Raw genomic sequence first — 26,008 nt, 5'->3', positions numbered from 1 at the left:
GCCGGCCCTGTCGGCGATGTTGCGTCATGACGGAACGGTGCTTCGTCGAGCCGACAACGGGACACGACCCGCCAGGCAGCCCCGAGACCCCGTCGGGCAGCTCGAACGATGCGGTCGCCACGCTATAGACGAAAAGAGGCAATACCGTCCGCAGTCAGGGAAAACACATCAAATAGGTGATAACCCGAGGTGAGGCCGTGGCGTGCGGTCGAGCAGGCAACGGCCCGGACCCCCGCCGGCCCCGCCCCACCCGCCGCTCCGGCAGGGCCCCGATGGGCCCGGTGGACGGTGGAGCCGACGCGCACGGCCCCTTCGGGGCGCCCGCCGACGGGCGGACGCCCCGAGGGCCTGTCCGACCCTGATCCGCCGGACAGGCCCTAATGCGGTCGCGCCGCTCGGCACCCGGCTGACACCATTCCCGTATGTCCGGAGCATCCGAAGAAGCGGCCGCCGAAGCGAAACGCGCACGATTCGAAGCCCTCGTCCTGGAGGCGGCCACCGCCTCCGTCGACGGCTGGGACTTCGCCTGGCTCGACGGCAGGGCCACCGAGCAGCGCCCCTCCTGGGGCTATGCCCGTGCCATGGCGGACCGTATGGGACGCGCCGGGGCCGCGCTCGACATCCAGACCGGCGGCGGCGAGGTCCTCGCCTCCGTACCGAAGCTGCCGCCGCTCGCCGTCGCCACCGAGTCCTGGCCGCCGAACATCGCCCGTGCCACCGCGCTCCTGCACCCGCTCGGCGTGGCCGTGGTCGCCGATCCGGACGAGCCGCCGCTGCCGTTCGGCGACAACGCCTTCGACCTGGTGGTCAGCCGGCATCCGGTGACGACCTGGTGGGCGGAGATCGCGCGGGTGCTCGCCCCCGGCGGCACGTACTTCTCGCAACAGGTCGGCCCGGCCAGCGTCTTCGAGCTCGTCGAGTACTTCCTCGGCCCGCAGCCCCCCGAGGTGCGCGGCTCCCGCGACCCCGAACAGGCGCGGGCGGCGGCCGAGGCGGTGGGCCTGGAGGTCGTCGATCTGCGGGCGGAGACCCTGCGCACCGAGTTCTTCGATATCGGCGCCGTCGTCTACTTCCTGCGCAAGGTGATCTGGATGGTGCCGGGCTTCACCGTCGAGGAGTACCGGCCGCGACTGGCCGAGCTGCACCACCTGATCGAGACCGAGGGGCCGTTCGTCGCCCACACCACCCGATTCCTGATCGAGGCCCGCAAACCGGATGTCCGGCCCTGAGAGGCTGTCGGGTGACCTCGGATCGGAAAAGCGGACGCGGTCTGGCACGCACGCTTCCCGCGTTGTCGTCGGTCGCCAACGCTCCGCGTCGACTCCCTCCTCCGCCTTGGAGTCGCACGCACCAGACCGCGTCCGCTTTTCCGATCCGAGGTCACCCGACAGCCTCTGAGTCGCACCCGCCGCTCACGGCCGGAGGATGCGACCCTGGGCAGTGAACTCCTGGGGAAGGATGGCCATGAGGGTGGGGAACGAAGAGGAAACGCCGCGGGTCCCGCGGCAGGGGAGGGCCGACTGGCTCAGGGGCGCGCGGATCATCGGAGTGCTCGGTGTCTTCTACCGCCCGGAAGGACAACTGGGGGAGCCGGAGGCCGTCGAATTCCTGCTGGCCGACGGCCAGTCGCTGCTTCTGACCTGCGCCTCCGACGGGACCCTGCGGGTCGGGTCCGGTGCCTGGCCGCGGCTGCCCGGCTGGTGCGTACCGTCGGGGCAGTGGGAGTTCGCCACCGTGTCGAGCCTGCCGCAGCCGCCCGACGGCGGCTGGACGGTCACCCGCACCGAGGAGCGCGGGGACGAGAACGGCCAGGTGTGCGAGGCCGTCATCCGCTGCGAGGGCGGCAGCTTCGTGGTCATCGGCGGGGACACCGTGGCGATCCGCTTCACCCGGGGCCACCGGGGCGCACCGGCGACCACCTGAGCGCCGCCCGCAGCCACCGTCACGTCCCCCTGCGCATGCCCTACGCGTGTGCCCCCACCATCACCTTGCCCACCGTCAGCTCCGCGTTCCCCTCCAGCACCTCACCGACCCGTGCCACCTCCGCCTCCAGCTCCCGCAGCTGCCCGGCGGTCAGGGGCACCAGCGGCTCCACGGTGACCGCGATCCGGCGGCCCGAACGCCGCTGGTGCCACACCCCGGCGGCCGTGCCGTCGACCAGCAGCACCGGGAAGTTCCCCGCCTGGCCGCCCGCCAGCGCCCGTGTGTACGCCGCACCGGGGAAGAGTTGCTCGCGCGGCTGGGACGCGATGAGGAAGGCGTCGAAGTAGGGGAGCAGCCGCACCCCGCGGACCGGCTCCGCCGGGAAGCCGGTGTCGCCCGCCACCACCCAGGCCGGCCCGCCCTCGTACGTCACCTGCTCGATCTCCCCGCGCGCGGCCGTCCCCGCGAACAGCTCCGCCGACCAGGCAGGAGACAGCGCCAGCCACTTCGCGAAGTGCGCGGGCGTGGCGGGTCCGTACGCGTGCAGATAGCGGCGTACGAGACCGGCGAGGGCCTCGGGTCCGTCGAGCGGTACGACGCCGGGGCGGGTGTAGGTGACCTTGCGGCCGCGATCCGGTGCGAAGCACAGCACGCCGCGGTGGCCCGCCAGATGCATCACCTGCCGCCAGCGCGGCCACATCCCCTGGAACGCGGGCATCACCAGGTCCCCCGCCCACGCCCCGGCCCGCTCCACGACCGCCTCGGAGAGCTCGTCGACGGTCAGCGCGACCCCGGTCAGCGCCTCCTCGATCGCGGCGAGCACCGCCTCGACCTGCTCCGGTGTCATCCGGGCGTCCTTGGCGAACGGGTTGCGCCCGACCGGCAGCGCGGACAACGCGCCGGTCCACAGGGGAAGTTCGGACATCGGCAGCAGGTGGACGGTGCCGCGCGGCCCGAAGGTCTTGACCAGGGTGCGGTCCTTCCACAGTGCGTCGCGCACCCCGGCACGGGTCACGCCCGTCGTCCGCAGCCCGACGGAGAGCTCGGCGGCCGAGAGTACCTGGGCGTGCGCGGCCGGCAGCGTACCGACCACGTCGGCGGGGCCGAGGCGACCGGGGGCGGTGAGCCCCTGGCGCGCCATCCGGCGGGCGTTCGCGGCGGTCCAGGTCACGGATGCGGTTCGGGTCGTCATGACGGGGAAGCTAGCCGCCCTTCAGGACAGTTCCTGTCCTGTATCGCGGCCCGAAGGCGTTCGGCGACGACCTGGACGTCAACCGGACGATGTGCGCACAACGGAGTCCGGTGAATTCGGAGAGTGATTGTGGAGTGGCGTGGCGCGCAGCATCACTTACGAAGGGTTATGGTGGAAACCCCCCCTCGGGCCGGTCCGTATCCCCCCCACGGACCGGCCCGTTTTTTGTCGGCCCGCGACGCCGGCCGCGTACCGGCCTCGCGGAACCGCCCACCGTCAGCCCCGTCCGGCCCAGATGTTGGTGCCCTCGGTGTCCACGGCGAAGGTGTCGATCTCCTTCAACTCCTCGGCGGACAGCGGCTGTCCGCCGAGCGCCGCGACGTTCTCCTCCAGCTGCTTCACGCTCGACGCGCCGATCAGGGCAGACGTCATACGGCTGTCGCGCAGCACCCAGCAGAGCGCCAGCTGGGCGAGCGACTGGCCGCGACGGTGGGCGATGTCGTTCAACCCGTTCAGCCGGCGGACCACCTCGTCCGAGAGCAGACCGGGATCCAGGGACTTGCCCTGGGTGGCGCGGGACCCCTCCGGGATGCCCGCCAGGTACTTGCCGGTGAGCAGGCCCTGGGCGAGCGGCACGAAGGAGATGCAGCCCATGCCGGCCGTCTCCAGGGTGTCGAGCAGGTCGTCGTCCTCGATCCAGCGGTTGATCATCGAGTAGGACGGCTGGTGGATCAGCGCCGGTACGCCCATCTCCTTGAGCAGCCCGGCCGCCTCGGCGGTCTGCTCCGTGTTGTACGAGGACACACCCGCGTACAGCGCCTTGCCCTGCTGGACGGCGGAGGCCAGTGCCCCCATCGTCTCCTCCAGCGGGGTCTCCGGGTCGAAGCGGTGGGAGTAGAAGATGTCGACGTAATCCAGCCCCATCCGGTTCAGCGAGGCGTCGAGCGACGACAGCAGGTACTTGCGGGAACCCCATTCGCCGTACGGGCCGGGGTGCATCTCGTAGCCGGCCTTGGTGGAGATGATCAGCTCGTCCCGGTACGGGGCGAAGTCCTGGCGGAACAGCTTGCCGAAGTTGAGCTCGGCGGAGCCGGGCGGCGGCCCGTAGTTGTTGGCAAGATCGAAGTGGGTCACACCGAGGTCGAAGGCACGGCGCAGGATCGCCCGCTGGGAGTCCAGCGTGCGGTCGTCGCCGAAGTTGTGCCAGAGGCCGAGGGAGACGGCGGGAAGCTTGAGACCGCTGCGGCCGGTGCGGCGGTACTCCATCGAGTCGTAGCGCGATCCGGCGGCCTGGTAGTAGAGAGGAGAATCAGTCACGTTTCTCTCCTTATCACGGACTTGTGACAGGCCGGGTTGGGCCGGTGCGCCGCCTGCGCAGTAATGTGGCGGCTTCGGGGACTGCCACGGCACGGCGGGGCGATGGACTCTGTGGACCGGTGCGGCGATCCCCAGGGGGACGACCCCGGACCCCGGGCTAGGGGGCGGGCGGGCCCGCACGGAACCGAGAGGTGAACTCAGTGAACTTGCGCGACCTGGTGTACGGGCTCTACGCGCGCCGGGTGGAGGCCCGCCTCGACCACACCCAGGTGCCCAAGCACATCGGTGTCATCCTCGACGGCAACCGGCGCTGGGCGAAGGCGTCCGGAGGCACGGCCGCGCAGGGGCACCAGGCCGGCGCGGACAAGATCAAGGAACTTCTCGGCTGGTGCAGCGAGACGGATGTGGAAGTCGTCACGCTCTGGCTGCTCTCCACGGACAACTTCGACCGCCCCGAGTCCGAGCTGACGCCGCTCCTCGGGATCATCGAGAACACCGTGCGCGACCTCGCGTCGGACGGCCGCTGGCGGGTCCACCACGTCGGCACGCTCGACCTGCTGCCCGCGCACACCCAGACGGTGCTCAAGGAGGCCGAACAGGCCACGATCGGTGTCGACGGAATACTGGTCAATGTCGCCGTCGGCTACGGCGGGCGCCAGGAGATCGCCGACGCGGTCCGCTCGCTGCTGCTGGACCACTCCGCCAAGGGGACGTCGTTCGAGGACCTGGCGGAGATCGTCTCCACCGACCTGATCTCCGAGCACCTCTACACCCGGGGCCAGCCCGACCCGGACCTGGTCATCCGCACCAGCGGCGAGCAGCGACTGTCCGGCTTCATGCTCTGGCAGACCGCGCACTCCGAGTACTACTTCTGCGAGGTCTTCTGGCCGGCCTTCCGCAAGGTCGACTTCCTCCGCGCGCTGCGTGACTACGCCGCCCGGGGCCGCCGCTACGGCGGCTGACCCTCCGCCCACTCCCCGGGTCCCGTCCGCCACCTCCAGCCCGTCCGGCGATCAATTCCCAGCCCGTCCGGCGCTTGAGGACGGAACCGTCCGGGTGGTGAGCCCCGACCCCACGTGTCCGGGGCACAACTCCCAGCTCACCCCGCCCGCCCCGGGCGGCATGGCTTCGCGTGTTCGAGGGAATACCCCTGACAGGTCGACGTCCGGTCACAAACCAGGCGGACGTCGTGTCCAAGTGAGCGGCATGGAGTCCGCTCGCCCGGGAGGCCCTTTGCACACGAAGGACCGTACGAACAACGCGGCCGACGCGGAGGGCCGGTACCCGGCCCGCGCATCGGGGCCCAAGCCCGGTCCGTCCTCTCCCATTGGGATGCTCCGCGACGCCGTCGCACCCCAACCTCGTCCGAGGGGGTACGTCCTTCCGTGGTGACCAGCACAAAGCGCCGCATGCCCGACAGGCGCACCTATGTTCTCGACACCAGCGTCCTGCTGGCCGATCCGAACGCCATGGCCCGGTTCGACGAGCACGAAGTCGTGCTCCCGATCGTCGTGGTCACGGAACTGGAGGCCAAACGGCACCACCCGGAGCTCGGCTACTTCGCCCGGCAGGCCCTGCGCCTGCTGGACGACTTCCGGGTCCGGTACGGCCGGCTCGACGCCCCGATCCCGCTCGGGGATCTGGGCGGGACGCTGCGCGTCGAACTCAACCATTCCGACCCCGGCGTACTGCCAGCCGGCTACCGGTTGGGGGACAACGACTCACGGATCCTCGCGGTCGCGCGCAACCTCCAGGCCGAGGGGTACGACGTCACGGTCGTCTCCAAGGACCTGCCCCTGCGCATCAAGGCGTCCTCGGTCGGCCTCCTCGCGGAGGAGTACCGCGCCGAACTCGCCATCACCGACTCCGGCTGGACGGGTATGTCGGAGCTCTCCCTCGCCGGTGAGCAGGTGGATCTGCTCTACGGGGAGGAGACGCTCTACGTACCCGAAGTCGCCGAGCTGCCCGTGCACACCGGACTGGTCCTCCAGTCCGAGCGCGGCAAGGCGCTCGGCCGGGTCACCGCCGAGGGCAATGTGCGCCTGGTGCGCGGCGACCGGGAGGCCTTCGGCATCCACGGTCGCAGCGCCGAACAGCGCATCGCCCTCGATCTCCTCCTCGACCAGGACGTCGGCATCGTGTCGCTGGGCGGCCGGGCCGGCACCGGCAAGTCGGCGCTGGCGCTCTGCGCCGGGCTCGAAGCCGTCCTGGAGCGCAGGCAGCACCAGAAGGTGATGGTCTTCCGCCCGCTGTACGCGGTCGGCGGGCAGGAGCTGGGCTATCTCCCCGGCACCGAGGCCGAGAAGATGAGCCCCTGGGCGCAGGCCGTCTTCGACACGCTCTCGGCGGTCGCCGGGCGCGAGATCATCGAGGAGGTGCTGGGGCGCGGGATGCTGGAGATCCTGCCGCTCACCCACATCCGGGGCCGCTCGCTCCACGACTCCTTCGTGATCGTCGACGAGGCGCAGTCGCTCGAACGGAACGTACTGCTGACCGTGTTGTCCCGGATCGGGGCGAATTCCCGGGTGGTGCTCACGCATGACGTGGCCCAGCGGGACAACCTCAGGGTCGGCCGGTACGACGGAGTCGTCGCCGTGGTCGAGAAACTGAAGGGCCATCCGCTCTTCGCGCATGTCACGCTCAGCCGCTCCGAGCGCTCGCAGATCGCCGCACTGGTGACCGAAATGCTGGAGGAAGGCCAGATCTGATACGGGATGCGGCAGTTGGTGCCGCCCGGCGAGCGAAGCAGCTTAGCCGGGCGGCATCGTGTTGCGGCACCATTTCCGAAAATCACTTGCTCCAAACGAGGTGTGAGCTTTCACACGCAACAGAGAATTGCTTCCCGGCGTGACGTTCCGGCAGAGTCTTGCTTCCGTCAGGCCCCGCATACGGCACACCCGCACCTCCAGAGGTGCCACGCACCACACAACTCAACAATCGCCGTCCGTATGCCGCCCGCGAGCACCACGCGGCGCTCCCTCCGGGGAGTCGCCCACCGGGCCCGTGCCTCCCGTGACCCAAGCAGTAGGGAGGCCAGCGCCAGGGGCACGATTGCGTCCGCGAGGTCACCTAAGCGGGCGATGCTGGAAGGACACCGTGTGAGCCGGATCTCGGTCCGGGGGTTCGCCGTGGCATCCGCCACTGCCGTAACCACCGTTGGCGCCGTCGTTGGCGTTGCCTCGGGCAGCACCCCTGCTGTCGACGACAACAACTTCGAGGCGACCGCAGCCGACACCACGCTGCTCGCAGACATCCCCGCGGGCCAGCAGGCCCAGGTGCAGACCGCCTCGCTGACCCAGCAGGCCGATGCCCAGGCTTCCGCCGCCGACGCTGCGGCGAAGAAGTCCGTGGAGGAAGCGGCCCGCATCCAGGCAGCCAAGGACGCCAAGTCGAAGAAGGCGGCGGCCGAGGACAAGCTGGAGCAGGAGCGCAAGGAGAAGAAGGAAAAGGATGCGGCCGAGCGCGCCAGCCGCTCCTCGGTCCGCAGCGCTTCCGCGTTCGCCCAGCAGGGCTCGTACACCGTGGCCGAGATCCAGGCGATGGCGCGTCAGATGGTGCCCGCCGACCAGTTCCAGTGCTTCAGCAACATCGTGAACGTCGAGTCGAGCTGGAACTACCGGGCGGTCAACCAGAGTTCCGGTGCCTACGGCCTCGTCCAGGCGCTGCCCGGCTCGAAGATGTCGACCGCCGGCGCCGACTGGCAGACCAACCCGGCCACCCAGATCAAGTGGGGCCTCAGCTACATGAACAGCGGCCGCTACGGAAGCCCGTGCGGTGCCTGGGCCTTCTGGCAGGCCAACCACTGGTACTAGAACCTCCCGAGGCTCCGGTCTCAACCGTGCAGAGCCCCTTGCCGTCCTACGGTGAGGGGCTTCGCGCGTGTACGGTCGGCTCGGCGGGGGAGCGGTGGGGAGAGAAGACGGGGGAAGAGGAACGATCATGTCGAAACTTCCGGGGTGGCTCGGTCGGCTGGGTGCCGAACTGACCGAACTGGGCGATCGGCTGGAGCAGCGCAGGGCCGAGGCCGCGGGGGACGAGGCCGCGGGGGACGCGTCCGCGCGGACCGAACTGCCGGTGCCCGCCTCCGCCGTGCCCGCCGGAGCCGCGCCGTCCGGAGACGTACCGTCCGCGGCCGTGCCGCACGAGGAGGCCCGGCGCGACGCCGTGGCCGACCATGTGCCGCCGCCGCCCTCGTACGCCCCTTCCGTCGCCGCCCGGCCCGATCCGGTCGCGGCGATCCCCTGGGGGATGCGGGTCGCGGCCGAGGCGGGCTGGCGGCTGCTCGTCCTGGCGGGCACCCTCTGGGTGCTGATGCGGGTCATCAGTGCCGTGCAGCTGGTGGTCCTGGCCTTCGTCGCCGCGCTGCTCGTCACCGCGATGCTGCAACCGACCGTTGCCCGGCTGAGGCGCTACGGGCTGCCGCGCGGCCTGGCCACCGCCGTCACGGCGATCCTGGGCTTCGTCATCATGGGCCTGGTCGGCTGGTTCGTGGTCTGGCAGGTCATGGACAACCTCGACACCCTCTCCGACAAGGTGCGGGACGGTATCGACGAGTTGAAGCACTGGCTGCTCGACAGCCCCTTCCATGTCACCGAGCAGCAGATCAACGATGTCGCGAAGAACCTCAGCGACACCATCGGCACCAACACCGAGCAGATCACCTCCGCCGGTCTCCAGGGCGTCACCGTGATGGCGGAGGTCCTCACCGGGATACTGCTGGCGATGTTCTCGACGCTCTTCCTGCTCTACGACGGGAGGCGCATCTGGCACTGGGTGCTGAAGCTGGTGCCGGCCCAGGCGCGGCCGGGTGTCGCGGGCGCCGGGCCGCGCGCCTGGCGGACGCTGACCGCCTATGTGCGGGGCACCGTCATAGTGGCGCTGATCGACGCGATCTTCATCGGGCTCGGGATCTTCTTCCTCGATGTGCCGATGGCGGTGCCGCTGGCCGTCTTCATCTTCCTCTTCGCCTTCATCCCGCTGGTCGGCGCCGTGATCTCCGGGGCGCTGGCGGTGGTCGTCGCGCTGGTCACCGAGGGCGTGTTCACCGCCCTGATGGTGCTGGCGGTGGTGCTCGCCGTGCAGCAGATCGAGGGCCATGTGCTGCAGCCGTTCATCCTGGGCCGCGCGGTGCGGGTGCATCCGCTCGCCGTCGTCCTCTCGGTCGCCGCGGGCGGCATGATCGCCGGCATCGGCGGCGCGGTCGTCGCGGTGCCGCTGGTCGCGGTCACCAACACGGTGGTCGGCTATCTACGGGCGTACGGGCAGGAGCAGGCGCTGCGGTACGCGCCGTCCCCGCGCGGGGCGACCGCGGTCGACGTCGCTCCGACACCCGCGCCGGGATCGCCGCCCGAGGACATCGACTACGGCGACGGCGGCGGCACGAAGAACGGGCCCGGCAAGTAGGCCCACGGGCGGCGGACGGAAGAGAGAAGGGCCCCGGGGACGGTCGGTCGTCCCTGGGGCCCTTCTCGTACAAGGGGTACTGCTGGTCCTACTCGGCGAGCACGGCCTCGGCATCGAGGGTCACGCCGACCGCCTGAATCACCGAGGCGATCTTGACGGCTTCCTGAATGGTCTCACGGTCCACGCCGGCCTTGCGCAGCACCTGCTCGTGGGAGTCCAGGCACTGGCCGCAGCCGTTGATCGCGGAGACGGCGAGCGACCACAGCTCGAAGTCGATCTTCTCCACGCCGGGCTTGCCGATGACGTTCATCCGCAGACCGGCCCGGAGTGTCCCGTACTCGGGGTCCGACAGCAGGTGCCGGGTCCGGTAGAAGACGTTGTTCATCGCCATGATGGCGGCGGCCGACTTCGCGGCGGTGTACGCCTCCGCGGAGAGGTTGGCCTTCGCCTCCGGCTCCAGCTCGCGCAGCACCTTCGGCGAGCGCGAGGCGATCGCGCAGGCGAGGACGGTGCCCCAGAGCTGCTGCTGCGGCAGCTCGCTGTTCCCGATGACCGAACCGAGGTTCAGCTTCAGGTCCTTGGCGAAGTCAGGAACGGCGGCCTTCAGTTCGTCGAGTGCCATGTCGCTGTCAGCTCACTCGCCCGAGAGGAGGGCGACCGGGTCGAGGGTGCTCTCGCCCTTGGTCCAGTTGCACGGGCACAGCTCGTCGGTCTGCAGGGCGTCCAGGACCCGCAGGACCTCCTTGGGGTTACGGCCCACGGAACCGGCGGTCACCATCGTGAACTGGATCTCGTTGTTCTGGTCGACGATGAAGACGGCGCGCTGGGCGAAGCCGTCCTCGCCCTCGATGCCGAGGTCACGCATGAGCTCGTGCTTCGAGTCGGCCAGCATCGGGAAGGGCAGGTCGGTCAGGTCCGGGTGGTCCTTGCGCCAGGCGTGGTGCACGAACTCGGAGTCACCGGAGAAGCCGAGGATCTGGGCGTCACGGTCGGCGAACTCTTCGTTCAGCTTGCCGAAGGCGGCGATCTCGGTGGGGCACACGAAGGTGAAGTCCTTCGGCCACGCGAAGACCACTTTCCAACCCTCATACGTCTTGTGGGTGATGGTCTCGAACTCCTTGCCCTTCTCCAGGGAGACGCAAGCAGTCAGTTCGAACTCGGGGAACTTGTCACCGACGGTCAGCATGATTCTGGGCACTCCTGTGTTGCTTGGGGTTGGACCTGAGCACAATCCCACATGCCCCATTGATCACGGAAATCGGTCACGCCGCACGGATTGATCGAGGCGGGCGATCAGTGTTAAGCGTGGGATACTCAATGCAGCGGCCCGCTCTGAGACCCCTCCCCAGGATGAACAGAGCGGGCCGCATTTTGCGGTCCCGCCGGGGTGGGTCATGGTGGGGCGGATTGCGTTCATTACGGTTTCCGGAGCCCTACTGTCCGGTTGGGCCCCGCTGCAAGATCACCCTTTTGGCCGTGTTTGGGTTTGAGGCGCATGCCCACCGCGCCCCGAGGTGTTGTGCGTAGGAGCCGTCTGAAGTCGTTGCCCACTGCTGCCCTGGTCGGGTATGTGGCCCTTTTCTCCGCAGTGCCTATCGCATTCGCTGGCGGCATGATCGACAGGCATGCGGGAGACGAGCCGGGAATCACCCGGACCGACCGCCCGCCGGTGAACGACTTCCAGGACGACGGCTCCGACCACGAACGCGTTGATCAAAGTGATGTCCTGGTAGAGACCGGGATCGAGCCCTTCAACGGAACCCCGGAGGAGCAGTCCACCAGCAGCCCGAATGCTGACGCACTCTCCCACGTGGGACAGGGGAAGGCCGCACAACCGGAATCCGAGGGCAAGGGCCTGGGCCCCGCGAAGCACCCGACGGGTACTTCTGGCCCGGAGGTCTCGAAGGCGCCGCACAAGAAAGCGGCCCCCAAGGCGAAGCCTTCCAAAACGAAGAAGCCTAAGAAGGCGAAGAAGCCGAAGAAGAGCAAGGTCCGCGACCTGGTCGACCAGATGGTGCCCGGCACCGGGAAGTACCTTCCGACATGGGCGGCCCCCATCGTCGATGAGGTTAGGAAGAGGTCCGTCCCCGGCCTAGAGCCCACGGCCTTCATGACCAAGGACAACACCCTCGCCGTCTACACGATCCTCGACCCCTCGACGAAGAAGCCGAAGTGGCGCCGTGCTCACGGCGGCCTACACCGAGGACCAGGCGCAGACGGACGGCGTCGAGATGCTGCTGACCGTGGAGGACCCGAGCAAGGCCACCAAGAAGGACCCGGCACAGGTAGAGGTCACGGCAGTCGCCCCCGTCACTGATGAGGCGGTGACCACCACGGCCGACGTCACCAAGCCGCGCAAGGCGGAAGACGTCGCCGGGAAGGCCATCGACAAGACGGTGGCCGAGGTCGTCACCCCCGCCGTGTTGGTGCTGTCGTAAGCACGGTGGCCCCGCCTCATCTGTCGCGGCTGAGGCGGGGCGCTGCGGTTCATCCATTCACTCCGGGCGGAGGCCACGAAGCCTCCGATCAGGTGGTGTACTCCAGCTCGGTGATGGCGGCCTTCCGCACGGCCGGCGCGAGCTGGTCCACGTCAACGCCTTCGAGGTACGCCATGAGTGCCTGCCGGGTCTCCTGCACACGATTGGCGAGGCTCGCCGTGCTCAGGAGATCGCCAGGCAGAACCACCCTCCGGAATGCGGGGTCTTCGATCGCCGGCTGTACGCCTGAAGCCCGTCCGCTCGTACGTAGGGCGGGCTCTCCTCGTACTTCTTCGTCAGCCAGGCCAGCGCGATACCGAGGTCGGTCCAGGTGCGGTCAGCGGAGACCTGGCTCTTCTTCATCAACCAGTGGCCGGTCATCGTCGGAGGCACGTTGCCCGTCTGGAACTCGGCGGCAGATTAGACCGTCAGGCCCCGCTGCTTGACCCAGCCCGCCGCGAACGCGTCGAGTTCCGCCTCGGTGAAGCGCAGCTCCTTGCCGGCTCCCTCCGGCTTGCTGTCGCGGACGACGAACGAGGACTCCGCGCCGGGGATGGCCGCGAAGGAGACGCACGTCTCGTTGGAGCCGCCGAGGTTGCCTCCGCAGTACTGCTCGAACGCGGCGCTCTCGGGTACGGCCAGTGCGTAGAGGTTTCCGTCCATGGAAATAGTCCTCCTGGTGCTGGACTGAGCGGAGATTCGTTCTCCGCGCCGTCGTGCACTTGCAACCCGCCCCCGGACGGTCTTGCCAGGCTCACCGGGGGCGGGGGCCTTGCCCGTCCCCATAGCAGTACGGGGGCCTGCTGGCAGGGACGGTGTCTGTGGGTCAGGTGCGGCTGTACACGATCTCGCCGAGCGAAACCGTGCACTCCACCTGCCTGAAGATCTTGATGGGGCCCTCGACCAGGAGCGGTTCGCGATCGTGGAAGTGCAGGATCTTGGCGCCGTTGCGCGCCGAGACCATGTCCGCCACCGCGAAGTACACGCGGTCGTGAAGGACCAGGTCGCCAACGCGGATGGTGGCCGGCGTCTCGACGCTGTCGTGGTATCCGACTGGCCCCTTGTCAGCCATGACTACGGCCCGAGGTCTCTTTCCGCGGGGCCCGCATACGTACCCAGCGCGCGAACTCGTAGGCGTCACCCGAGCGGAGAGTGATGAGCACGGTTCCGTCCCCGTCCTGCACGTCCCCGACCTCGACGGGGCCCTGGAGCCTCATCAGCTCAAGTGCCTCGGTGACATCCGGGACCGCATTCTTGGCGATGCACCGGGCTGTTTCGTCCGGGGTCCTCTTTTCCGCGGCAGTAGTCATAGGTGACCGTCCATCACTTGTCCCTGCGTCCTGTGGGCTTGTGATGACGTTAGGTATTGCGGGAGGCCAGATTCCATCTTGTTGCACGCTGTTGCAGGCGGGTTATCCGAGGGAGTGGATCGCTTCCTGGATCAGAGCCCTGGCTCGGGCACCGACCACGGCCATCTCGGACAGGCGTGTGCAAGCACGCAAGTAGATCTCGACCTCGCTGGGCGTCGTCACAGTGACCTTGGCCGCCAGCAGCTCGACGTGGACCCTCTTGTCGTCGAACACGGTGAACGTCTCGATGCCCCACATGTGGCGTGGAGTCGCACGAGGGATGATCCCCAAGGAGAGAGCCGGGAGGGACATGGTCGTGAGTAGGTAGTGGAGCTGGCCTCTCATCACGTCTTCGTCGCCGATGCGGTGGTACAGAGCGTCTTCCTCAATGAGGAGTACGACGCGATGCCGGCCGTCGCGGATGACCTTCGACCGGTCCACGCGGGCAGCAGCAGCCTGGGCCGAATCGTCAGGCACACCCCGGAAGTCCGCGATCCTGGACAGCAGAGCCCTGGCGTAGCCCCCGGTCTGGAGCAGACCGGGGAGGACTTTCACGCAGTAGATGCGGAAGAGCTTGGTGCGGTCGTAGAGGGGGACACTCGCCTCTTGGCCTCTTCGCAGCCCTGTGCGCTGCGTCCGGCGCCACTCCACGTACATGGAGTCGGCCGACCGGGACGCTTCGATGAGGTCGGCCGTCTGGTCCTTCGCGTCGCGGGCATGGCACCAGGCCCGGATATCAGCGTCTGAGGGTGTGGTCCTGACGGCCTCGATACGGGAGGTCTTGGCCTTGTTCCAGTGGCACCGATCAGCCAGCTCCTGCATCGTCGGGCCGGCGTCACGCCGGAGATCTGCGAGCCGCCGGGCGACTTGCTCTCTGGCTGCCTGGGCGCTGGAGGACGGAGACGATGACATGAGCTGGCTGCTTCGGTACGTGCGCGGATCAGACGTGGAACTCGCTATGCGGGATCCCGTGCTCCCACAAGGTCTCGAAGGAATCGGAGAGGCCCTTGAGGAGCCCCGTCTCCGTGCTGAACTCGTCTTCCACCAGGGCACCGTCGCCTGCGAAGTGGTGGACGCGGGCCAGCCGCTCATCGAAAAGCCAGTAGTCGTTTCCGGGCAAGTGCAGACTCGTGGCGAGACGCCGGGGCAACCAACGGACCTGCTCGCCGGCCTCGACGTTGGCCCGGGTCACGTAGTGCTCCCAGCGGATGTACTCCGAAACGGGCTCACTGACGACACGGAGGCGGCGGATCACGACGCCACGGGCAACGGCCCGGGCCACCAAATCGTGGAAGCCGCGCCACCACGAGGCGCGGTCCTCCCAGTTGACCCGTTCTCCATCACGCCAGGCGGCGAAGCGCTCGTTGTCGAAGTACGCGTCACGCATCTCCAGGTGGACCGCGGAGCGCTCCGTGTCCTGGATGACCTCAGCGAAGCTCGGCGGTGCCGGCTCCTGTCGCTCCTGCTGAGGCTGCGCGTTCTGCGGCATCGCACGCCTTCCTGATCTGCGACACCATGCGTGCCGGGATACGGATGATGGTCTCGGTGTCGGGGATGGAGCCGTACTCCAGGCACTTGGCTTGGGTCGCCTCGTCGGCGTCCCAGCCCTGGAAGAGCAGTTCAGCCTTCTCGTCGTCCACCCAGACCGTAGGGCAGTGGTCATCGTCGGTGTTGGGGTCCTTGCCAAAGAACTGTAGGGACATGGTGGCTTCCCGTGTCGACTGTGTTGCGACTTGTTGCACGGACCTCACTCCGGAGGGTCTTCCGCGTCAAGAGGGCAAATTCGGCCGGTAGTGGTCGCTGATGCTCGCCCGCGTCGCCGGGACCATCTACACCGAAGCCGTCTCCCACGGCGTCCCCCACTCCCTCGCACAGGAGATGGTGCAGGACTACTGGATACGGGAGATGCACCCCGGTGCCGTGGAGGTCACCGAAGGCGAGGCACGGCGTCATCCACAAGCACGCGAAGCGAGTAAGGCCGGACTGGGATGACTACTTCCTCGGTATTGCACAGGCGGTTGCGCGGCGAGGTGACTGCCTACGTTCGAAAGTGGGGGCCGTCCTGGTGGGGACGGACCGACGACTTGCAGCGGCGGGGTACAACGGCAGCCCTCCGGGAGGACCGTCTTGGCTTGCTGGCGGGTGCCCACGTTGCCTCTCCGATACCCCGTCGGGAACCGATTACGGGACCTGCATCGAGACGCACGCGGAGGCTAACTGTCTCCTGTTCGCGGACTGGCCGAGCTGCCAGGGGGCGACGCTCTGCATAACCCGAGCCCCATGCCGTGATTGTCTAAGTTGATTCGTTCCACTGGTATTGCCCGCATTGTCTGGCTGACCCGGGGCGGTGGTGGGGAGGAGACCGTCATCCAATGATGACCAAGGAAGAGTGGAAAACCCCCCTCCCGCCTGGGAGGGGGGTTTTCTGGTGTTCACTGCTCGTCTTCGACCCGGGCGACCTCGATCAGCGACGGGTCGAACTTCCGCCCACGCCCCGCGGGGTGAACCATCACGGCCCGGACCGACTCACGGAGCCGGGCCTTCTTCTGCGAGACCGTGTACCCCTTCCACTCCTCCAGGAGGGAAGGGGAAGCGTTCTGCCTACGGACCTTCGCGGCGACCAGTTGGCGGCGCTGCCGGTTCAGCTCGTCGCGCTCGCCCTCAAGCTCCTCGATCATGTCGAGTGCCGTCCCCATGCTGATGCGCTTCGCCCTGCGCCGCTCGTTGACCTCTTCGATCTCCTGGTCAATCTCGGCGAGCCGGACGTCATGCTTCGTCTCGTCGACATCCTCTTCCTTGACGACCATGCCGAGGCTCCGTCGGACCTCCAGGAGGAAGGCTTCCTCGACCAGCTCTTCCACCGGGGGGCCGACTCGGGTGACGCCACCGCACCCGCCGAGCGTGGTGAGGCAGGCATACCGGTAGCCGTACCGCTCGTAGGAAGTGGTCCCCTTCGAGTACTGGTTAGACATCAGGGGGAAGCTGCACTTTCCGCACCGGGTGATCCCGGAAAGGAGGTACTTGGCCGAGGTGGTGTGTGCCGCCCGACCTTCGGACCTGGCCGTCTTTCGCTCCTCGATGGTGGCGACGCAGGCTTGCCACTCTTCGGGGGAAACGATGGCTTCCCAGTCGCCCATTACCGGCTTGCCGTCCTTGTGGACGACAAAATCCGGCATCCACGGCTTCTTGGAGTCACGCCGCTCGGACTGGGGCAGGTAAGTCCTGTAGCCACAGATGCGCGGCTTGACGAGACGGGCCTCGACAGTGCTGTGCTGGAGCGCCTGCGTGCCGGTGTTCTTCTTATTGCGTGTGGGCTCGTACCCGAGGTCAATCCACTGCTTGCGGACTTCGCCGACCGTGAGGCCGCCGGGAATTGCGAGCACTGCCTTCCGGAGGACTTCGGCCTCGGTCGCGTGGAGTGTCTTACGGTCCTCGTCCCAACCGAAAGGCCGGGGGGCTCCGTGCATGTGTCCGCGCTCAGCCAGTCCCTTGTTCTTTCGGGCGACTCGGCGCTTGGTGTTGTACACCTCCATGCCGCCCATGGTGGCCTGGATGGTGAGCATCGACCGGCCCTCTTGAGTGGACAAATCAGTACCGCCCGCAACAGCCCGACCCACATATTTGGGGTTGAGCTGGAAGAGCCGGTTTATTCGGGCCGCATCGTATTCCTGCCGGACCAATCGGTCTGCGTGGTAGAAGAGCAGGCCCCGGATGGTGCCGTTCTCAAGATCGACCAGCGCCTGTTCGAAGTCCTTGCGCGTGATGTGCGGGTTGCTGGCCGGGGTGTTGTTGTCGTTGTAACGACGAGTGATGGTGACGCCCAGCTCGGCGGCCACCTCGTCCATCCACCTTGGCGCAGAGTGCATTGATCACGGAAATAGCTACACTCGGCTGTGATGATCGGAGGTGCCTATCAGTGGTGCAGAGCAATCAGGGCAGTAGGCCCAAACAGCCCAGCCTGTCGCAGCTGCGCGCCTTCGTGGCCGTCGCCGAGTATCTGCACTTCCGGGACGCGGCGGCAGCAATCGGGATGAGTCAGCCGGCGCTCTCCGGAGCGGTGTCGGCGCTGGAGGAGGCGCTGGGTGTCCAGCTCATCGAGCGTACGACGCGCAAGGTGCTGCTGTCGCCGGCCGGGGAGCGGCTCGCGGTGCGGGCCCGCGCGGTGCTGGAGGCCGTCGGTGAGCTGATGGAGGAGGCCGAGGCGGTCCGGGCGCCGTTCACCGGGGTGCTCAGGCTCGGTGTGATCCCGACCGTGGCCCCGTATCTGCTGCCGACCGTGCTGCGGCTGGTCCACGAGCGCTACCCCGAGCTCGACCTCCAGGTGCACGAGGAGCAGACCTCCTCGCTGCTGGAGGGGCTGGCCGCGGGAAGGCTCGATCTGCTGCTGCTCGCCGTGCCGCTCGGGGTGCCGGGGGTGACCGAACTCCCGCTCTTCGACGAGGACTTCGTGCTGGTGATGGAGAAGGACCACTGGCTGGGCGGGCGTGCCGACATCCCGCGCGAGGCGCTGCGCGAGCTGCCGCTGCTGCTGCTCGACGAGGGGCACTGCCTGCGCGATCAGGCCCTGGACATCTGCCGGGAGGCGGGGCGCACGGAAGGGGCGCCGGTCACCACGACCGCGGCCGGGCTCTCCACGCTGGTCCAGCTGGTCGCCGGCGGGCTCGGTGTGACGCTGCTGCCGCGGACCGCGGTGACGGTCGAGACCGGCCGCAACGACGCGCTGGCCACCGGGTACTTCGCGGAGCCGGCGCCGTCGAGGCGGGTGGCGCTGGGGATGCGGACGGGGGCGGCGCGGCACGAGGAGTTCGAGGAGTTCGCGGTGGCGCTGCGGGGGGCGATGGCGGCGCTGCCGGTCCGGGTGACGACCGGCACGCGGAGCGACTGAAGGGGTGCGGCCCCTCGGGACCGCACCCCTTGCTCCGTCCGCTCCGTCACTCGGTACGCAGGCCGTCCGGGCGCATCATGCGCCACAGCGGCGGCAGCGAGACCAGCGTGACCAGCAGGATCAGCGCCGCGCCCGCGCCGGTCATCGGCAGGAACAGCCACCAGTCGGTGACCTCCTTGTCGAGCATGGCGATCAGGGTCGCGCCCAGGCCGAGTCCGCCCGCCACGGCCACCAACAGCCCGATGAGCACCGGCACGGCGGTCTGCCAGAGCACCGACCAGGCGAGGGTGGACCGCCGGGTGCCGAAGGCGACCAGCACCGAGAGCAGGCGCTTGCGTTCGCGCAGCTGCTCCAGCTGCGAGACCAGCATCGCGGCGGCGATCAGCAGCAGCGTCATGGTCGCGCCGACCTGGAGGCCGCGCTGCACGCTGGCGTACTTCTCGTCACGGGCCACCGACTTGAGGGACGCCACCCGCATCCCGGGGTCGATCCGGGCCGCGGTGTTCCGTACGTACTCCGCGACGTCCTCGACGCTCTCGTCGACCCGGATCTGCGTCTGGGTCGTCGCGCCCGGCAGCTTGCTCGGGTCGACCGCGCCGGTGGTGGCCATGATTCCCCAGGAGTCCTCGCCCAGCGGATCGTGGCGGGCGACGACCGTCCGGGAGTCGGCGGGCAGCGTCCACCGCATCGGCTTCCGGCCGGCGCCCGGGTCGATCTCGACCTCCTTGCCCTTGCGGGCCGTCTGGTCCACCCAGTCGGACATCTCCTTGTCGTTCCTGGGGTGGACCACAAAGGTGTCGCCATCCGTGCAGGAGCCGATCCGGGCCAGCTCGCGCAGGGTTCCGCAGTCGCCGACGATGAGACTGGTGGTCGGCTGGACCTTGTCCTCGGGGTACTTGCCGGGCCGGGTGACGTACACCTCGACCTTGCCGATGACGGCCGTCACTCCCTTGGTGGCCTTGAACTCCTGGATGGTCCGGGTGGCCGCCTCCGGGTCGACCTTCTCGGAGAACGTGTAGAACTGGGCCCGCGAGGGATCCTGCCCGGTCAGCCTGTTGAACTCGTCGCCCACCGCGGCGAACAGCATCTGCAGCGCCACCGCGCCCGCGACCGCGACGGTGATTCCGCTGACCGCGCGGGAGGCCGCGCTGCTGCTCAGCTGGAGCCTGCGGGTGGCCAGCTGCCAGGGCACCGGACCGCCGTGCAGCCGGTTCACGCACGCCTCGACCAGCCACGGCAGCAGCAGCGCGAGCCCGACCAGGACCAGCACGGCACCGCCCGCGATCGGGTACGGGTTGACCGTGGCGTACGGCTCGACCTTGTCGCTCAGCAGGAGCACCACCAGGCCCGCGACCGGCATCAGCGGCCGCCACCAGAAGCGGCGCCTGCGGCTGCGGCCGCCCCGTACGACGCCGAGCGGTTCGATCACCACCGAGCGCAGGGCGGCCAGCGTGACCAGCACCGCAGCCGCCGGAACAGAGAGGGCGACCAGTGCCGTCAGCGCGGCGGAGGGCACCAGGTCGGACGGGAAGACGCTGACGTTCCAGATCTCGATGTGACCGACGAAGCCACGCCCCACCAGGAAGAGCACCCCACCGATCAGCAGGCCGAGGACCGCCCCGAACAGGGCCTCGCCGGCCGCGATCCGGCGGGTCATCCGGATGTCCGTGCCGACCAGGCGCAGCGCGGCGAGCCTGCGGTCGCGGCGGTCGCCGCCGAACCGCACCGCCGTCGCGATGAAGATCGCGACCGGCACCAGCAGCACCACGCAGATCATGATGATCAGCACGATCAGGATGGGCGGCATCTCCTTGCCGCCTTCCGGGTTGCCGTAGGCGGCGATCCGGTGGCCGCCGTCGGCGGACGTCAGAGTGTCGCTGCCCGCGTAGTAGAGCAGGTCCCCGGGTGAGACCAGGCCGGAGTCGGCGATCGTGCCGGTGATCCGGTACGGCACCCGCTCCTTGAGGAGGCGGCCCTCCGGGGAGTCCAGCAGCTTCTTCAGCGCGGGGGAGACCGTCATCTCGTCCGCGCCGGGGAAGCGTGCGACGCCCGGCGGGACGACCGGGTGCGTGCCGTCCGCGCGCATCAGATAGCCGCTGATGCTGCGGCCGTGGTACTCGGTCTCCCTGCTGAGCCGGAGTACCGAGGTGTCGGACTTCTCGGCCTGTGCGTCGGGGCCGCCGGGGATGCGGCTCTCGACGCGGGCCTGGTCGCGCGCGGAACGCTCTTCGAGCAGATTCGGTACGGAGGCGGCGGTCAGCAGCAGTGCCACACCGAGGCCGACGCCGACGGCGGTCAGTACGGTGCGGACCCAGCCCTCGCGCCCGCCGCCGGCGGCGAACCGGATGCCGAGGCCGAGGTCGCGGAGCCAGGCGGCGATGCCGGTGGGCCCGGCGGGCCGGAGCGGGGCCGCGGCCGGTGCCTTCTTGTGGTCGAGCAGGGTCATGCGGCGTGCTCCAGGTCGCGGGTCCGGCCGTCGCGCACGGTGACGTCGCGGTCGGAGTACGCGGCGACCCGCGCCTCGTGGGTCACCAGGACCACGGCGACGTTGGTGGACCGGGCCGCCTCGGTGAGCAGTTCCATGACCCGTTCGCCGTTGAGGGAGTCCAGGGCGCCGGTCGGCTCGTCCGCGAAGATCACCTTCGGGGAGGCGGCCAGTGCACGGGCCACGGCGACGCGCTGGCCCTGGCCGCCGGAGACCTCGCCGGGGCGCTTGGCGGTCACGTTGTCGACCTCCAGCCGCTCCATCCAGTGGCGGGCGGTGCGCTCGGCCTCCTTGCGCTTGGCGCCGGCCAGGCGGAGCGGCAGGGCGACGTTCTCCACGCAGGTCAGCTCCGGGACGAGCTGGCCGAACTGGAAGACGAAGCCGAACTCGGCGCGGCGCAGGGCGCTGCGCTCGGCGTCCGACATGGCGGAGAGCTCGCGGCCCGCATAGGTGATCGTGCCCTGGTCGGGGGTGACGATTCCGGCGAGGCAGTGCAGCAGGGTCGACTTGCCGGAGCCGGAGGGGCCCATCACGGCGACGACCTCGCCGGGGTGGATGGAGAACGACGCGCCGTCGAGCGCGGGCGTCTGGCCGTACGTCTTGTGCAGGCGGTCGGCGCTGAGCAGGGAGCCGTCGGGGATCATGCGCCCACCTCCACGGCGAGGCGGTCGAGCCGGGCGGCGGTCAGTTCCAGCCAGCGCAGATCGGCTTCGAGGTGGAAGAGCGCGTGGTCGCAGATCAGCTGATCGGCGAGGTCGCCCTTGCGCTTGCGGTCGGTGAGGATGCGCATCAGGCGCAGGTGCTCGGTGCGCTGGGTGTCCAGCAGGGCCGCGGCGCTGCGGCCGGTGAGCAGGGCCAGGACGACCTTGGTGTAGAGCGTCGACTGGAGGTACGGCTCGGGCTTCTCCGGCTGTGCGAGCCAGGTGCCGACATCGGTGATCCCGGCCTCGGTGATGGCGTACCGCTTGCGTTCGGGGCCGCCGCCGCTCTCGACGCCGTCGACCTCGACGAGGCCGTTCTTGAGCAGCCGGGACATGGTCGAGTAGACCTGGCCGTAGTGCAGGGGGCGGTCGTGGCCGAACTTCTCGTCGAACGCGCGCTTCAGGTCGTAGCCGTGGCGGGGGCCGGACTCCAGGAGCCCGAGCAGGGTGTGGCCGATAGACATGCCGAGCACTGTACACGGCGTGTATACCCCCGGTGTATACCCGGGTCCCGCCCCCGGATCCCGGTGCTCAGTCGCCGGACGGCCCCGACGCGTCCTTCGGGGGCCGGCCCCGGCGGGGGATCGGACGCGCCGTGCCCGGCAGGCGGCCCGCCTCCGCCAGCGCCCTGCGCAGCAGGAACTCGATCTGCGCGTTCGCGCTGCGCAGTTCGTCGGAGGCCCAGCGGGCCAGTGCGTCGTGCACCGCCGGATCCAGCCGCAGCAGCATCTGCTTGCGCTGCGGCGGGGTCCGGCGCGCCGGGGTCTGTTCGGTCACTGGTAAAGAGTGCCCGTGTTCAGGACCGGCTGCGCCGCGCGGTCACCGCACAGCACCACCATCAGATTGCTGACCATGGACGCCTTGCGCTCCGCGTCGAGTTCGACGATGTCCTGCTCGGCGATCCGGGTGAGCGCCATCTCGACCATGCCGACCGCGCCCTCGACGATCTGCTGCCGGGCCGCGACCACGGCGCCGGCCTGCTGGCGCTGGAGCATCGCGGAGGCGATCTCGGGGGCGTACGCGAGATGGCTGAAGCGCGATTCGATGATCCGTACGCCGGCGGCCTGCACCCGGGCGGTGAGCTCCACGGCCAGCTTCTCGGTGATCTCCTCCGCGTTGCCGCGCAGCGAGAGGCCGCCCTCCTCGTGAGCGTCGTACGGGTACTCGATCGCGATGTGCCGGACGGCCGCCTCGGTCTGGGTGGCGACGAACTCCAGGAAGTCGTCGACCTCGAAGAGCGCCTGCGCGGTGTCCTCGACCTTCCAGACGACAATCGCGGCGAGCTCGATCGGGTTGCCGTAGGCGTCGTTGACCTTGAGGACCGCGGTCTCGTGGTTGCGGACCCGGGTGGAGATCTTCCGGCTGCTGGTGAGCGGGTTGATCCAGCGCAGCCCGTCGGCGCGGATCGTGCCGACGTACCGGCCGAAGAGCTGGATCACCCGGGCCTCACCCGGTGCGACCATCTTCACACCCGTCATGCAGAAGAACGAGGCGATGACGAGCAGGACGCCGAAGATGCAGACCGGGACGCCCAGGCCGTTGTTCCCGTTCGAGCCGACGACGCCGCCGATGATCGCGAGGCCGATGCCGACGATCACCCCCAGCACGGTCAGCAGCAGGCCGAGGCCGCCGGGGATGCTGTGCGCCGTCACCTCCCTCACCTGCGGTTCGGGCATCTGCGGGGCGTCGGGTGTGAGGTCGGCGGCAAGGGTGGCCACATCGTGCGGATTGCCGTGGTCGGGCATGGAATCCCCCGTTTCGAAAGACTGACTCGGTGCTAGCAATGTGATTACACATTACCTGTGTTCGCAACCTTGGGCACCCTTCATGAGTCGGTTCCCTTGGGAACGGGTGCTGATTGTCACGCCCGTAAAAGACCGCAACGCTCGCTTTTTGTCCTTGCCGACGGTGTTAGCTGGTTCGGCTGAGCGGATCGGGTCGAGCAGAGAAACAGGAGCAAAACAGCGATGGGTCGAGCGGATGCGCGACGAGCCCAGCGGCGCGGAGCGCGGCGGGCCGCGAAGAGCGGCGGCATACGCAGACTCTTCACCTGGAAGAAGATGCTGGGCGCCTTCTTCGGGCTCTGCCTGCTGATCATGGGCGCCTTCGTCGCGCTCTACATGTACGTGGACATCCCGAAGGCCAACGCCCTGGCCGAGCGGCAGAGCAACGTCTACCAGTACAGCGACGGGACACTGCTGACCCGGACCGGCCAGGGGGTCAACCGTCAGATCGTGGACCTGGCAGAGGTGCCCAAGGAGGTGCAGCACACCTTCGTCGCCGCCGAGAACAAGTCGTTCTACGACGACAAGGGCGTCGACCTGAAGGGCACCGCGCGCGGCCTGATCAACACCCTCAGCGGCAAGGGCAAGCAGGGTGGCTCGACCATCACCCAGCAGTACGTCAAGAACTACTACCTGACGCAGGACCCGACGATCAGCCGGAAGCTCAAGGAACTGGTGATCTCGCTCAAGATCGAGAACAAGAAGGGCAAGGACTACATCCTCGCCGGGTACATCAACACCAGCTACTACGGGCGGGGCGCGAGCGGCATCCAGGCCGCCGCACAGGCCTACTACGGGGTCGACGCCAAGGACCTCAACGTCTCCCAGGGCGCCTATCTGGCCTCCGTGCTCCAGGCCCCCAGCCAGTACGACTGGCAGTCCGCGACGGAGACCGGCAAGAAGCTGGTCAAGGAGCGCTGGGGCTACACGCTCGACAACATGGTCGAGATGCACTGGCTCGACAAGGCCGAGCGCGACAAGCTCACGTTCCCGTACCCGGACAAGCCCAAGCCCGCCAAGGGCATGGAGGGCCAGACCGGTTACCTCGTCGAGGCGGCCAACAAGGAGCTGGAGAAGCAGGGCATCACCGCGGAGATGCGGCAGGCCGGCGGCTGGACCTTCACGCTCAACATCGACAAGAAGCGGCAGAAGGAGCTGGAGCAGTCCGTCGACCGCCAGCTGGAGTCCAAGCTGGACCGCAAGAACAACAAGGTCGACGCGACCGTCCAGGCCGGTGCCACCTCGGTGGACCCGAAGACCGGCGCCGTCGTCGCGATGTACGGCGGCGCGGGCTACACCCAGCACTACTTCTCCAACGCCACCCGCCGGGACTACCAGCCGGCCTCCACCTTCAAGCCGCTGGTTTTCGCCTCCGCGCTGGAGAACGGGTCGAAGACCCAGGACGGCGACCTGATCGGTGTCAACACCCGCTACGACGGCACCAGCAAGCGGCCCGTGGTGGGCAGCGACACCCCGTTCGCCCCGGAGAACGAGGACAACCAGAGCTACGGCAGCGTCACCGTGCAGAAGGCGATGAACGCGTCGATCAACTCGGCCTTCGCGCAGATGGTCGTCGACGTCGGCCCGCCCGCGGTGAAGAAGACCGCGCTGGCCCTCGGCGTACCGGACGAGAACTTCCCCGAGCGCCCCGCCATCACGCTCGGCACCATGAACGCCTCGACCTGGGACATGGCGGGCGCGTACGCCACGCTCGACAACCACGGCAAGAAGGTCACCCCGTTCATCGTGAAGTCGGCCAAGCACCGCGACCGGACGGTCGAGCCGGTCGAGGGCGTCGGCAGCCAGGTGATCAGCCGCAAGTCCGCCGACACCGTGACCTCCGTCCTGACCGGCGTGGTGGACAGCGGCTCCGGCCGGGCGGCCAACACCTCGGCGTACGAGGCGGCGGGCAAGACGGGTACGTCGGAGAACAACAAGTCGGCCTGGTTCGCCGGCTACACCCCGGAGCTCACCACGGTCGTCGCGCTCTTCGGCGAATCGCCCAAGGAGGGCGGTGGCCAGGTCAGCCTGACCGGCACGGCCAACTCCGGCCGGGCCAACGGTGGCGGCTTCCCGGCGCAGATCTGGGCGGACTACACCCTCGGCGCGCTGGGCGGCGGCTCCAGTGCCCAGTTCGACCTGGAGGATGTCGAGCGCGGCGAGGTCACCGTACCGAGCACACCGCCGGCGAGCCCCTCGCAGTCGGCGAGCACCGACACGACTCCCTCCCAGCCGCCGGACGAGCCCTCGCAGAGCCCGAGCGACAAGCCCAGCCAGTCGCAGAGTCAGTCGCCCGACGTGCCGCCGAGCCAGTCGCCGGACGTGCCGCCGCCGAGCCAGTCCCCGGGCCAGCCGGGCGACGGACTGAGCTCCGGGCGCCCCGGCCAGAACAGCGCCGACAAGAACCCGCTCAGCCACTGAGCGGATGACGGAGCGGTGAACGCGTGAGTCAGGGGCGGTGCCGGCCGGCACCGCCCCTGACCCGTGTCTTC

General features: G+C 68.8%; 28 protein-coding genes. 11 read left to right on the top strand and 17 right to left on the bottom strand.

The features are described from left to right. Positions 1-422: 422 nt before the first annotated feature. Both OG611_RS01970 and OG611_RS01965 read left to right on the top strand, forming a co-directional pair. On the top strand, positions 423-1,229 hold the full coding sequence (locus OG611_RS01970) for a class I SAM-dependent methyltransferase (RefSeq protein ID WP_266414903.1): 807 nt from the start codon (positions 423-425) through the stop codon (positions 1,227-1,229). 235 nt (positions 1,230-1,464) lie between these two features. Beyond that, entirely contained in the window at positions 1,465-1,923 is a 459-nt protein-coding gene (locus tag OG611_RS01965) for a hypothetical protein (RefSeq protein ID WP_266414902.1), read from the top strand. Positions 1,924-1,963: 40 nt separating this feature from the next. On the opposite strand, the gene OG611_RS01960 is transcribed toward OG611_RS01965, so the two are convergent. Continuing rightward, on the bottom strand, positions 1,964-3,115 hold the full coding sequence (locus OG611_RS01960; RefSeq protein ID WP_266414900.1) for a winged helix DNA-binding domain-containing protein: 1,152 nt from the start codon (positions 3,113-3,115) through the stop codon (positions 1,964-1,966). 276 nt (positions 3,116-3,391) lie between these two features. Then, positions 3,392-4,432: an L-glyceraldehyde 3-phosphate reductase gene (mgrA, locus tag OG611_RS01955; protein WP_266414898.1), complete on the bottom strand. Its 1,041-nt coding sequence runs from the start codon at positions 4,430-4,432 to the stop codon at positions 3,392-3,394. Positions 4,433-4,632: 200 nt separating this feature from the next. Here mgrA and OG611_RS01950 point away from each other — a divergent pair, with 200 nt between their 5' ends. The 4 genes from OG611_RS01950 to OG611_RS01935 all read left to right on the top strand — a co-directional run bounded on the left by OG611_RS01950 (position 4,633) and on the right by OG611_RS01935 (position 9,835). Continuing rightward, a complete protein-coding gene (locus tag OG611_RS01950) occupies positions 4,633-5,394 on the top strand; it encodes an isoprenyl transferase (RefSeq protein WP_266425462.1) in 762 nt (253 codons plus the stop codon). A 423-nt stretch (positions 5,395-5,817) separates the two neighbouring features. After that, the gene (locus tag OG611_RS01945) at positions 5,818-7,140 is read left to right on the top strand and encodes a PhoH family protein (protein WP_323180075.1); all 1,323 of its coding nucleotides are present in this window, start codon (positions 5,818-5,820) and stop codon (positions 7,138-7,140) included. 390 nt (positions 7,141-7,530) lie between these two features. After that, positions 7,531-8,244, top strand: coding sequence for a transglycosylase SLT domain-containing protein (locus OG611_RS01940; protein ID WP_266414894.1), 714 nt, complete (start codon positions 7,531-7,533; stop codon positions 8,242-8,244). A 127-nt stretch (positions 8,245-8,371) separates the two neighbouring features. Then, positions 8,372-9,835: an AI-2E family transporter gene (locus OG611_RS01935; protein WP_266414892.1), complete on the top strand. Its 1,464-nt coding sequence runs from the start codon at positions 8,372-8,374 to the stop codon at positions 9,833-9,835. An 88-nt stretch (positions 9,836-9,923) separates the two neighbouring features. Here the strand turns inward: OG611_RS01935 and OG611_RS01930 are convergent, their stop codons facing one another. Continuing rightward, entirely contained in the window at positions 9,924-10,457 is a 534-nt protein-coding gene (locus OG611_RS01930; RefSeq protein WP_072483998.1) for an alkyl hydroperoxide reductase, read from the bottom strand. 12 nt (positions 10,458-10,469) lie between these two features. Then, the gene (locus OG611_RS01925) at positions 10,470-11,021 is read right to left on the bottom strand and encodes a peroxiredoxin (RefSeq protein ID WP_266414890.1); all 552 of its coding nucleotides are present in this window, start codon (positions 11,019-11,021) and stop codon (positions 10,470-10,472) included. A gap of 994 nt (positions 11,022-12,015) precedes the next feature. Here OG611_RS01925 and OG611_RS01920 point away from each other — a divergent pair. Next, entirely contained in the window at positions 12,016-12,273 is a 258-nt protein-coding gene (locus tag OG611_RS01920; protein ID WP_266414888.1) for a hypothetical protein, read from the top strand. Between the two features lie 222 nt (positions 12,274-12,495). On the opposite strand, the gene OG611_RS01915 is transcribed toward OG611_RS01920, so the two are convergent. From OG611_RS01915 to OG611_RS01885, 7 genes are all read right to left on the bottom strand, one after another. Next, a complete protein-coding gene (locus OG611_RS01915) occupies positions 12,496-12,693 on the bottom strand; it encodes a hypothetical protein (protein WP_266414886.1) in 198 nt (65 codons plus the stop codon). 39 nt (positions 12,694-12,732) lie between these two features. Then, positions 12,733-12,975: a DUF397 domain-containing protein gene (locus OG611_RS01910; protein ID WP_266414884.1), complete on the bottom strand. Its 243-nt coding sequence runs from the start codon at positions 12,973-12,975 to the stop codon at positions 12,733-12,735. A 163-nt stretch (positions 12,976-13,138) separates the two neighbouring features. Next, positions 13,139-13,384, bottom strand: a complete 246-nt coding sequence (locus OG611_RS01905; RefSeq protein WP_266414882.1) for a hypothetical protein — start codon at positions 13,382-13,384, stop codon at positions 13,139-13,141. Then, positions 13,377-13,622: a hypothetical protein gene (locus OG611_RS01900; protein ID WP_266414880.1), complete on the bottom strand. Its 246-nt coding sequence runs from the start codon at positions 13,620-13,622 to the stop codon at positions 13,377-13,379. The genes OG611_RS01905 and OG611_RS01900 overlap by 8 nt, the downstream gene beginning before the upstream one ends. A gap of 102 nt (positions 13,623-13,724) precedes the next feature. Beyond that, positions 13,725-14,573 carry a helix-turn-helix transcriptional regulator gene (locus tag OG611_RS01895; protein WP_266414878.1) on the bottom strand — a complete coding sequence of 283 codons (849 nt, stop codon included), beginning with the start codon at positions 14,571-14,573 and terminating at the stop codon, positions 13,725-13,727. 28 nt (positions 14,574-14,601) lie between these two features. Beyond that, positions 14,602-15,150: a DUF6879 family protein gene (locus OG611_RS01890; RefSeq protein WP_266414877.1), complete on the bottom strand. Its 549-nt coding sequence runs from the start codon at positions 15,148-15,150 to the stop codon at positions 14,602-14,604. Then, positions 15,089-15,364 (bottom strand): hypothetical protein, encoded by a 276-nt coding sequence (locus OG611_RS01885; protein WP_266414876.1) that lies wholly within the window; start codon positions 15,362-15,364, stop codon positions 15,089-15,091. Before OG611_RS01885 ends, OG611_RS01890 begins: the two co-directional genes overlap by 62 nt. 100 nt (positions 15,365-15,464) lie before the next feature. On the opposite strand from OG611_RS01885, the gene OG611_RS01880 reads away from it, so the two are divergent. Beyond that, on the top strand, positions 15,465-15,653 hold the full coding sequence (locus tag OG611_RS01880; RefSeq protein WP_266426297.1) for a hypothetical protein: 189 nt from the start codon (positions 15,465-15,467) through the stop codon (positions 15,651-15,653). Further along, positions 15,577-15,963: a hypothetical protein gene (locus OG611_RS40870; protein ID WP_266414875.1), complete on the top strand. Its 387-nt coding sequence runs from the start codon at positions 15,577-15,579 to the stop codon at positions 15,961-15,963. Before OG611_RS01880 ends, OG611_RS40870 begins: the two co-directional genes overlap by 77 nt. Positions 15,964-16,093: 130 nt before the next feature. On the opposite strand, the gene OG611_RS01870 is transcribed toward OG611_RS40870, so the two are convergent. After that, positions 16,094-17,506, bottom strand: coding sequence for a recombinase family protein (locus tag OG611_RS01870; protein ID WP_266414874.1), 1,413 nt, complete (start codon positions 17,504-17,506; stop codon positions 16,094-16,096). A 71-nt stretch (positions 17,507-17,577) separates the two neighbouring features. On the opposite strand from OG611_RS01870, the gene OG611_RS01865 reads away from it, so the two are divergent. After that, the gene (locus OG611_RS01865) at positions 17,578-18,546 is read left to right on the top strand and encodes a hydrogen peroxide-inducible genes activator (RefSeq protein WP_266414872.1); all 969 of its coding nucleotides are present in this window, start codon (positions 17,578-17,580) and stop codon (positions 18,544-18,546) included. A 46-nt stretch (positions 18,547-18,592) separates the two neighbouring features. On the opposite strand, the gene OG611_RS01860 is transcribed toward OG611_RS01865, so the two are convergent. The 5 genes from OG611_RS01860 to OG611_RS01840 all read right to left on the bottom strand — a co-directional run bounded on the left by OG611_RS01860 (position 18,593) and on the right by OG611_RS01840 (position 23,477). Continuing rightward, positions 18,593-20,992: an ABC transporter permease gene (locus OG611_RS01860; RefSeq protein WP_266414870.1), complete on the bottom strand. Its 2,400-nt coding sequence runs from the start codon at positions 20,990-20,992 to the stop codon at positions 18,593-18,595. Then, the gene (locus OG611_RS01855; protein WP_266414868.1) at positions 20,989-21,675 is read right to left on the bottom strand and encodes an ABC transporter ATP-binding protein; all 687 of its coding nucleotides are present in this window, start codon (positions 21,673-21,675) and stop codon (positions 20,989-20,991) included. Before OG611_RS01855 ends, OG611_RS01860 begins: the two co-directional genes overlap by 4 nt. Further along, complete coding sequence (locus OG611_RS01850) at positions 21,672-22,196, bottom strand: PadR family transcriptional regulator (protein WP_266414866.1); 525 nt, start codon at positions 22,194-22,196, stop codon at positions 21,672-21,674. The genes OG611_RS01855 and OG611_RS01850 overlap by 4 nt, the downstream gene beginning before the upstream one ends. Positions 22,197-22,263: 67 nt before the next feature. Then, the gene (locus OG611_RS01845) at positions 22,264-22,509 is read right to left on the bottom strand and encodes a hypothetical protein (protein WP_072483993.1); all 246 of its coding nucleotides are present in this window, start codon (positions 22,507-22,509) and stop codon (positions 22,264-22,266) included. Further along, positions 22,506-23,477: an SPFH domain-containing protein gene (locus tag OG611_RS01840; RefSeq protein WP_266414864.1), complete on the bottom strand. Its 972-nt coding sequence runs from the start codon at positions 23,475-23,477 to the stop codon at positions 22,506-22,508. The genes OG611_RS01845 and OG611_RS01840 overlap by 4 nt, the downstream gene beginning before the upstream one ends. A gap of 222 nt (positions 23,478-23,699) precedes the next feature. Here OG611_RS01840 and OG611_RS01835 point away from each other — a divergent pair, with 222 nt between their 5' ends. Beyond that, the gene (locus OG611_RS01835) at positions 23,700-25,937 is read left to right on the top strand and encodes a transglycosylase domain-containing protein (protein ID WP_266414862.1); all 2,238 of its coding nucleotides are present in this window, start codon (positions 23,700-23,702) and stop codon (positions 25,935-25,937) included. Positions 25,938-26,008: the final 71 nt, after the last annotated feature.

The sequence above is a fragment of the Streptomyces sp. NBC_01363 genome (assembly GCF_026340595.1).
Taxonomy (GTDB): Bacteria; Actinomycetota; Actinomycetes; order Streptomycetales; family Streptomycetaceae; genus Streptomyces.
The sequence above is the reverse complement of the archived record's forward strand: the minus strand, read 5'-3'. Positions and strand labels throughout refer to the sequence as shown.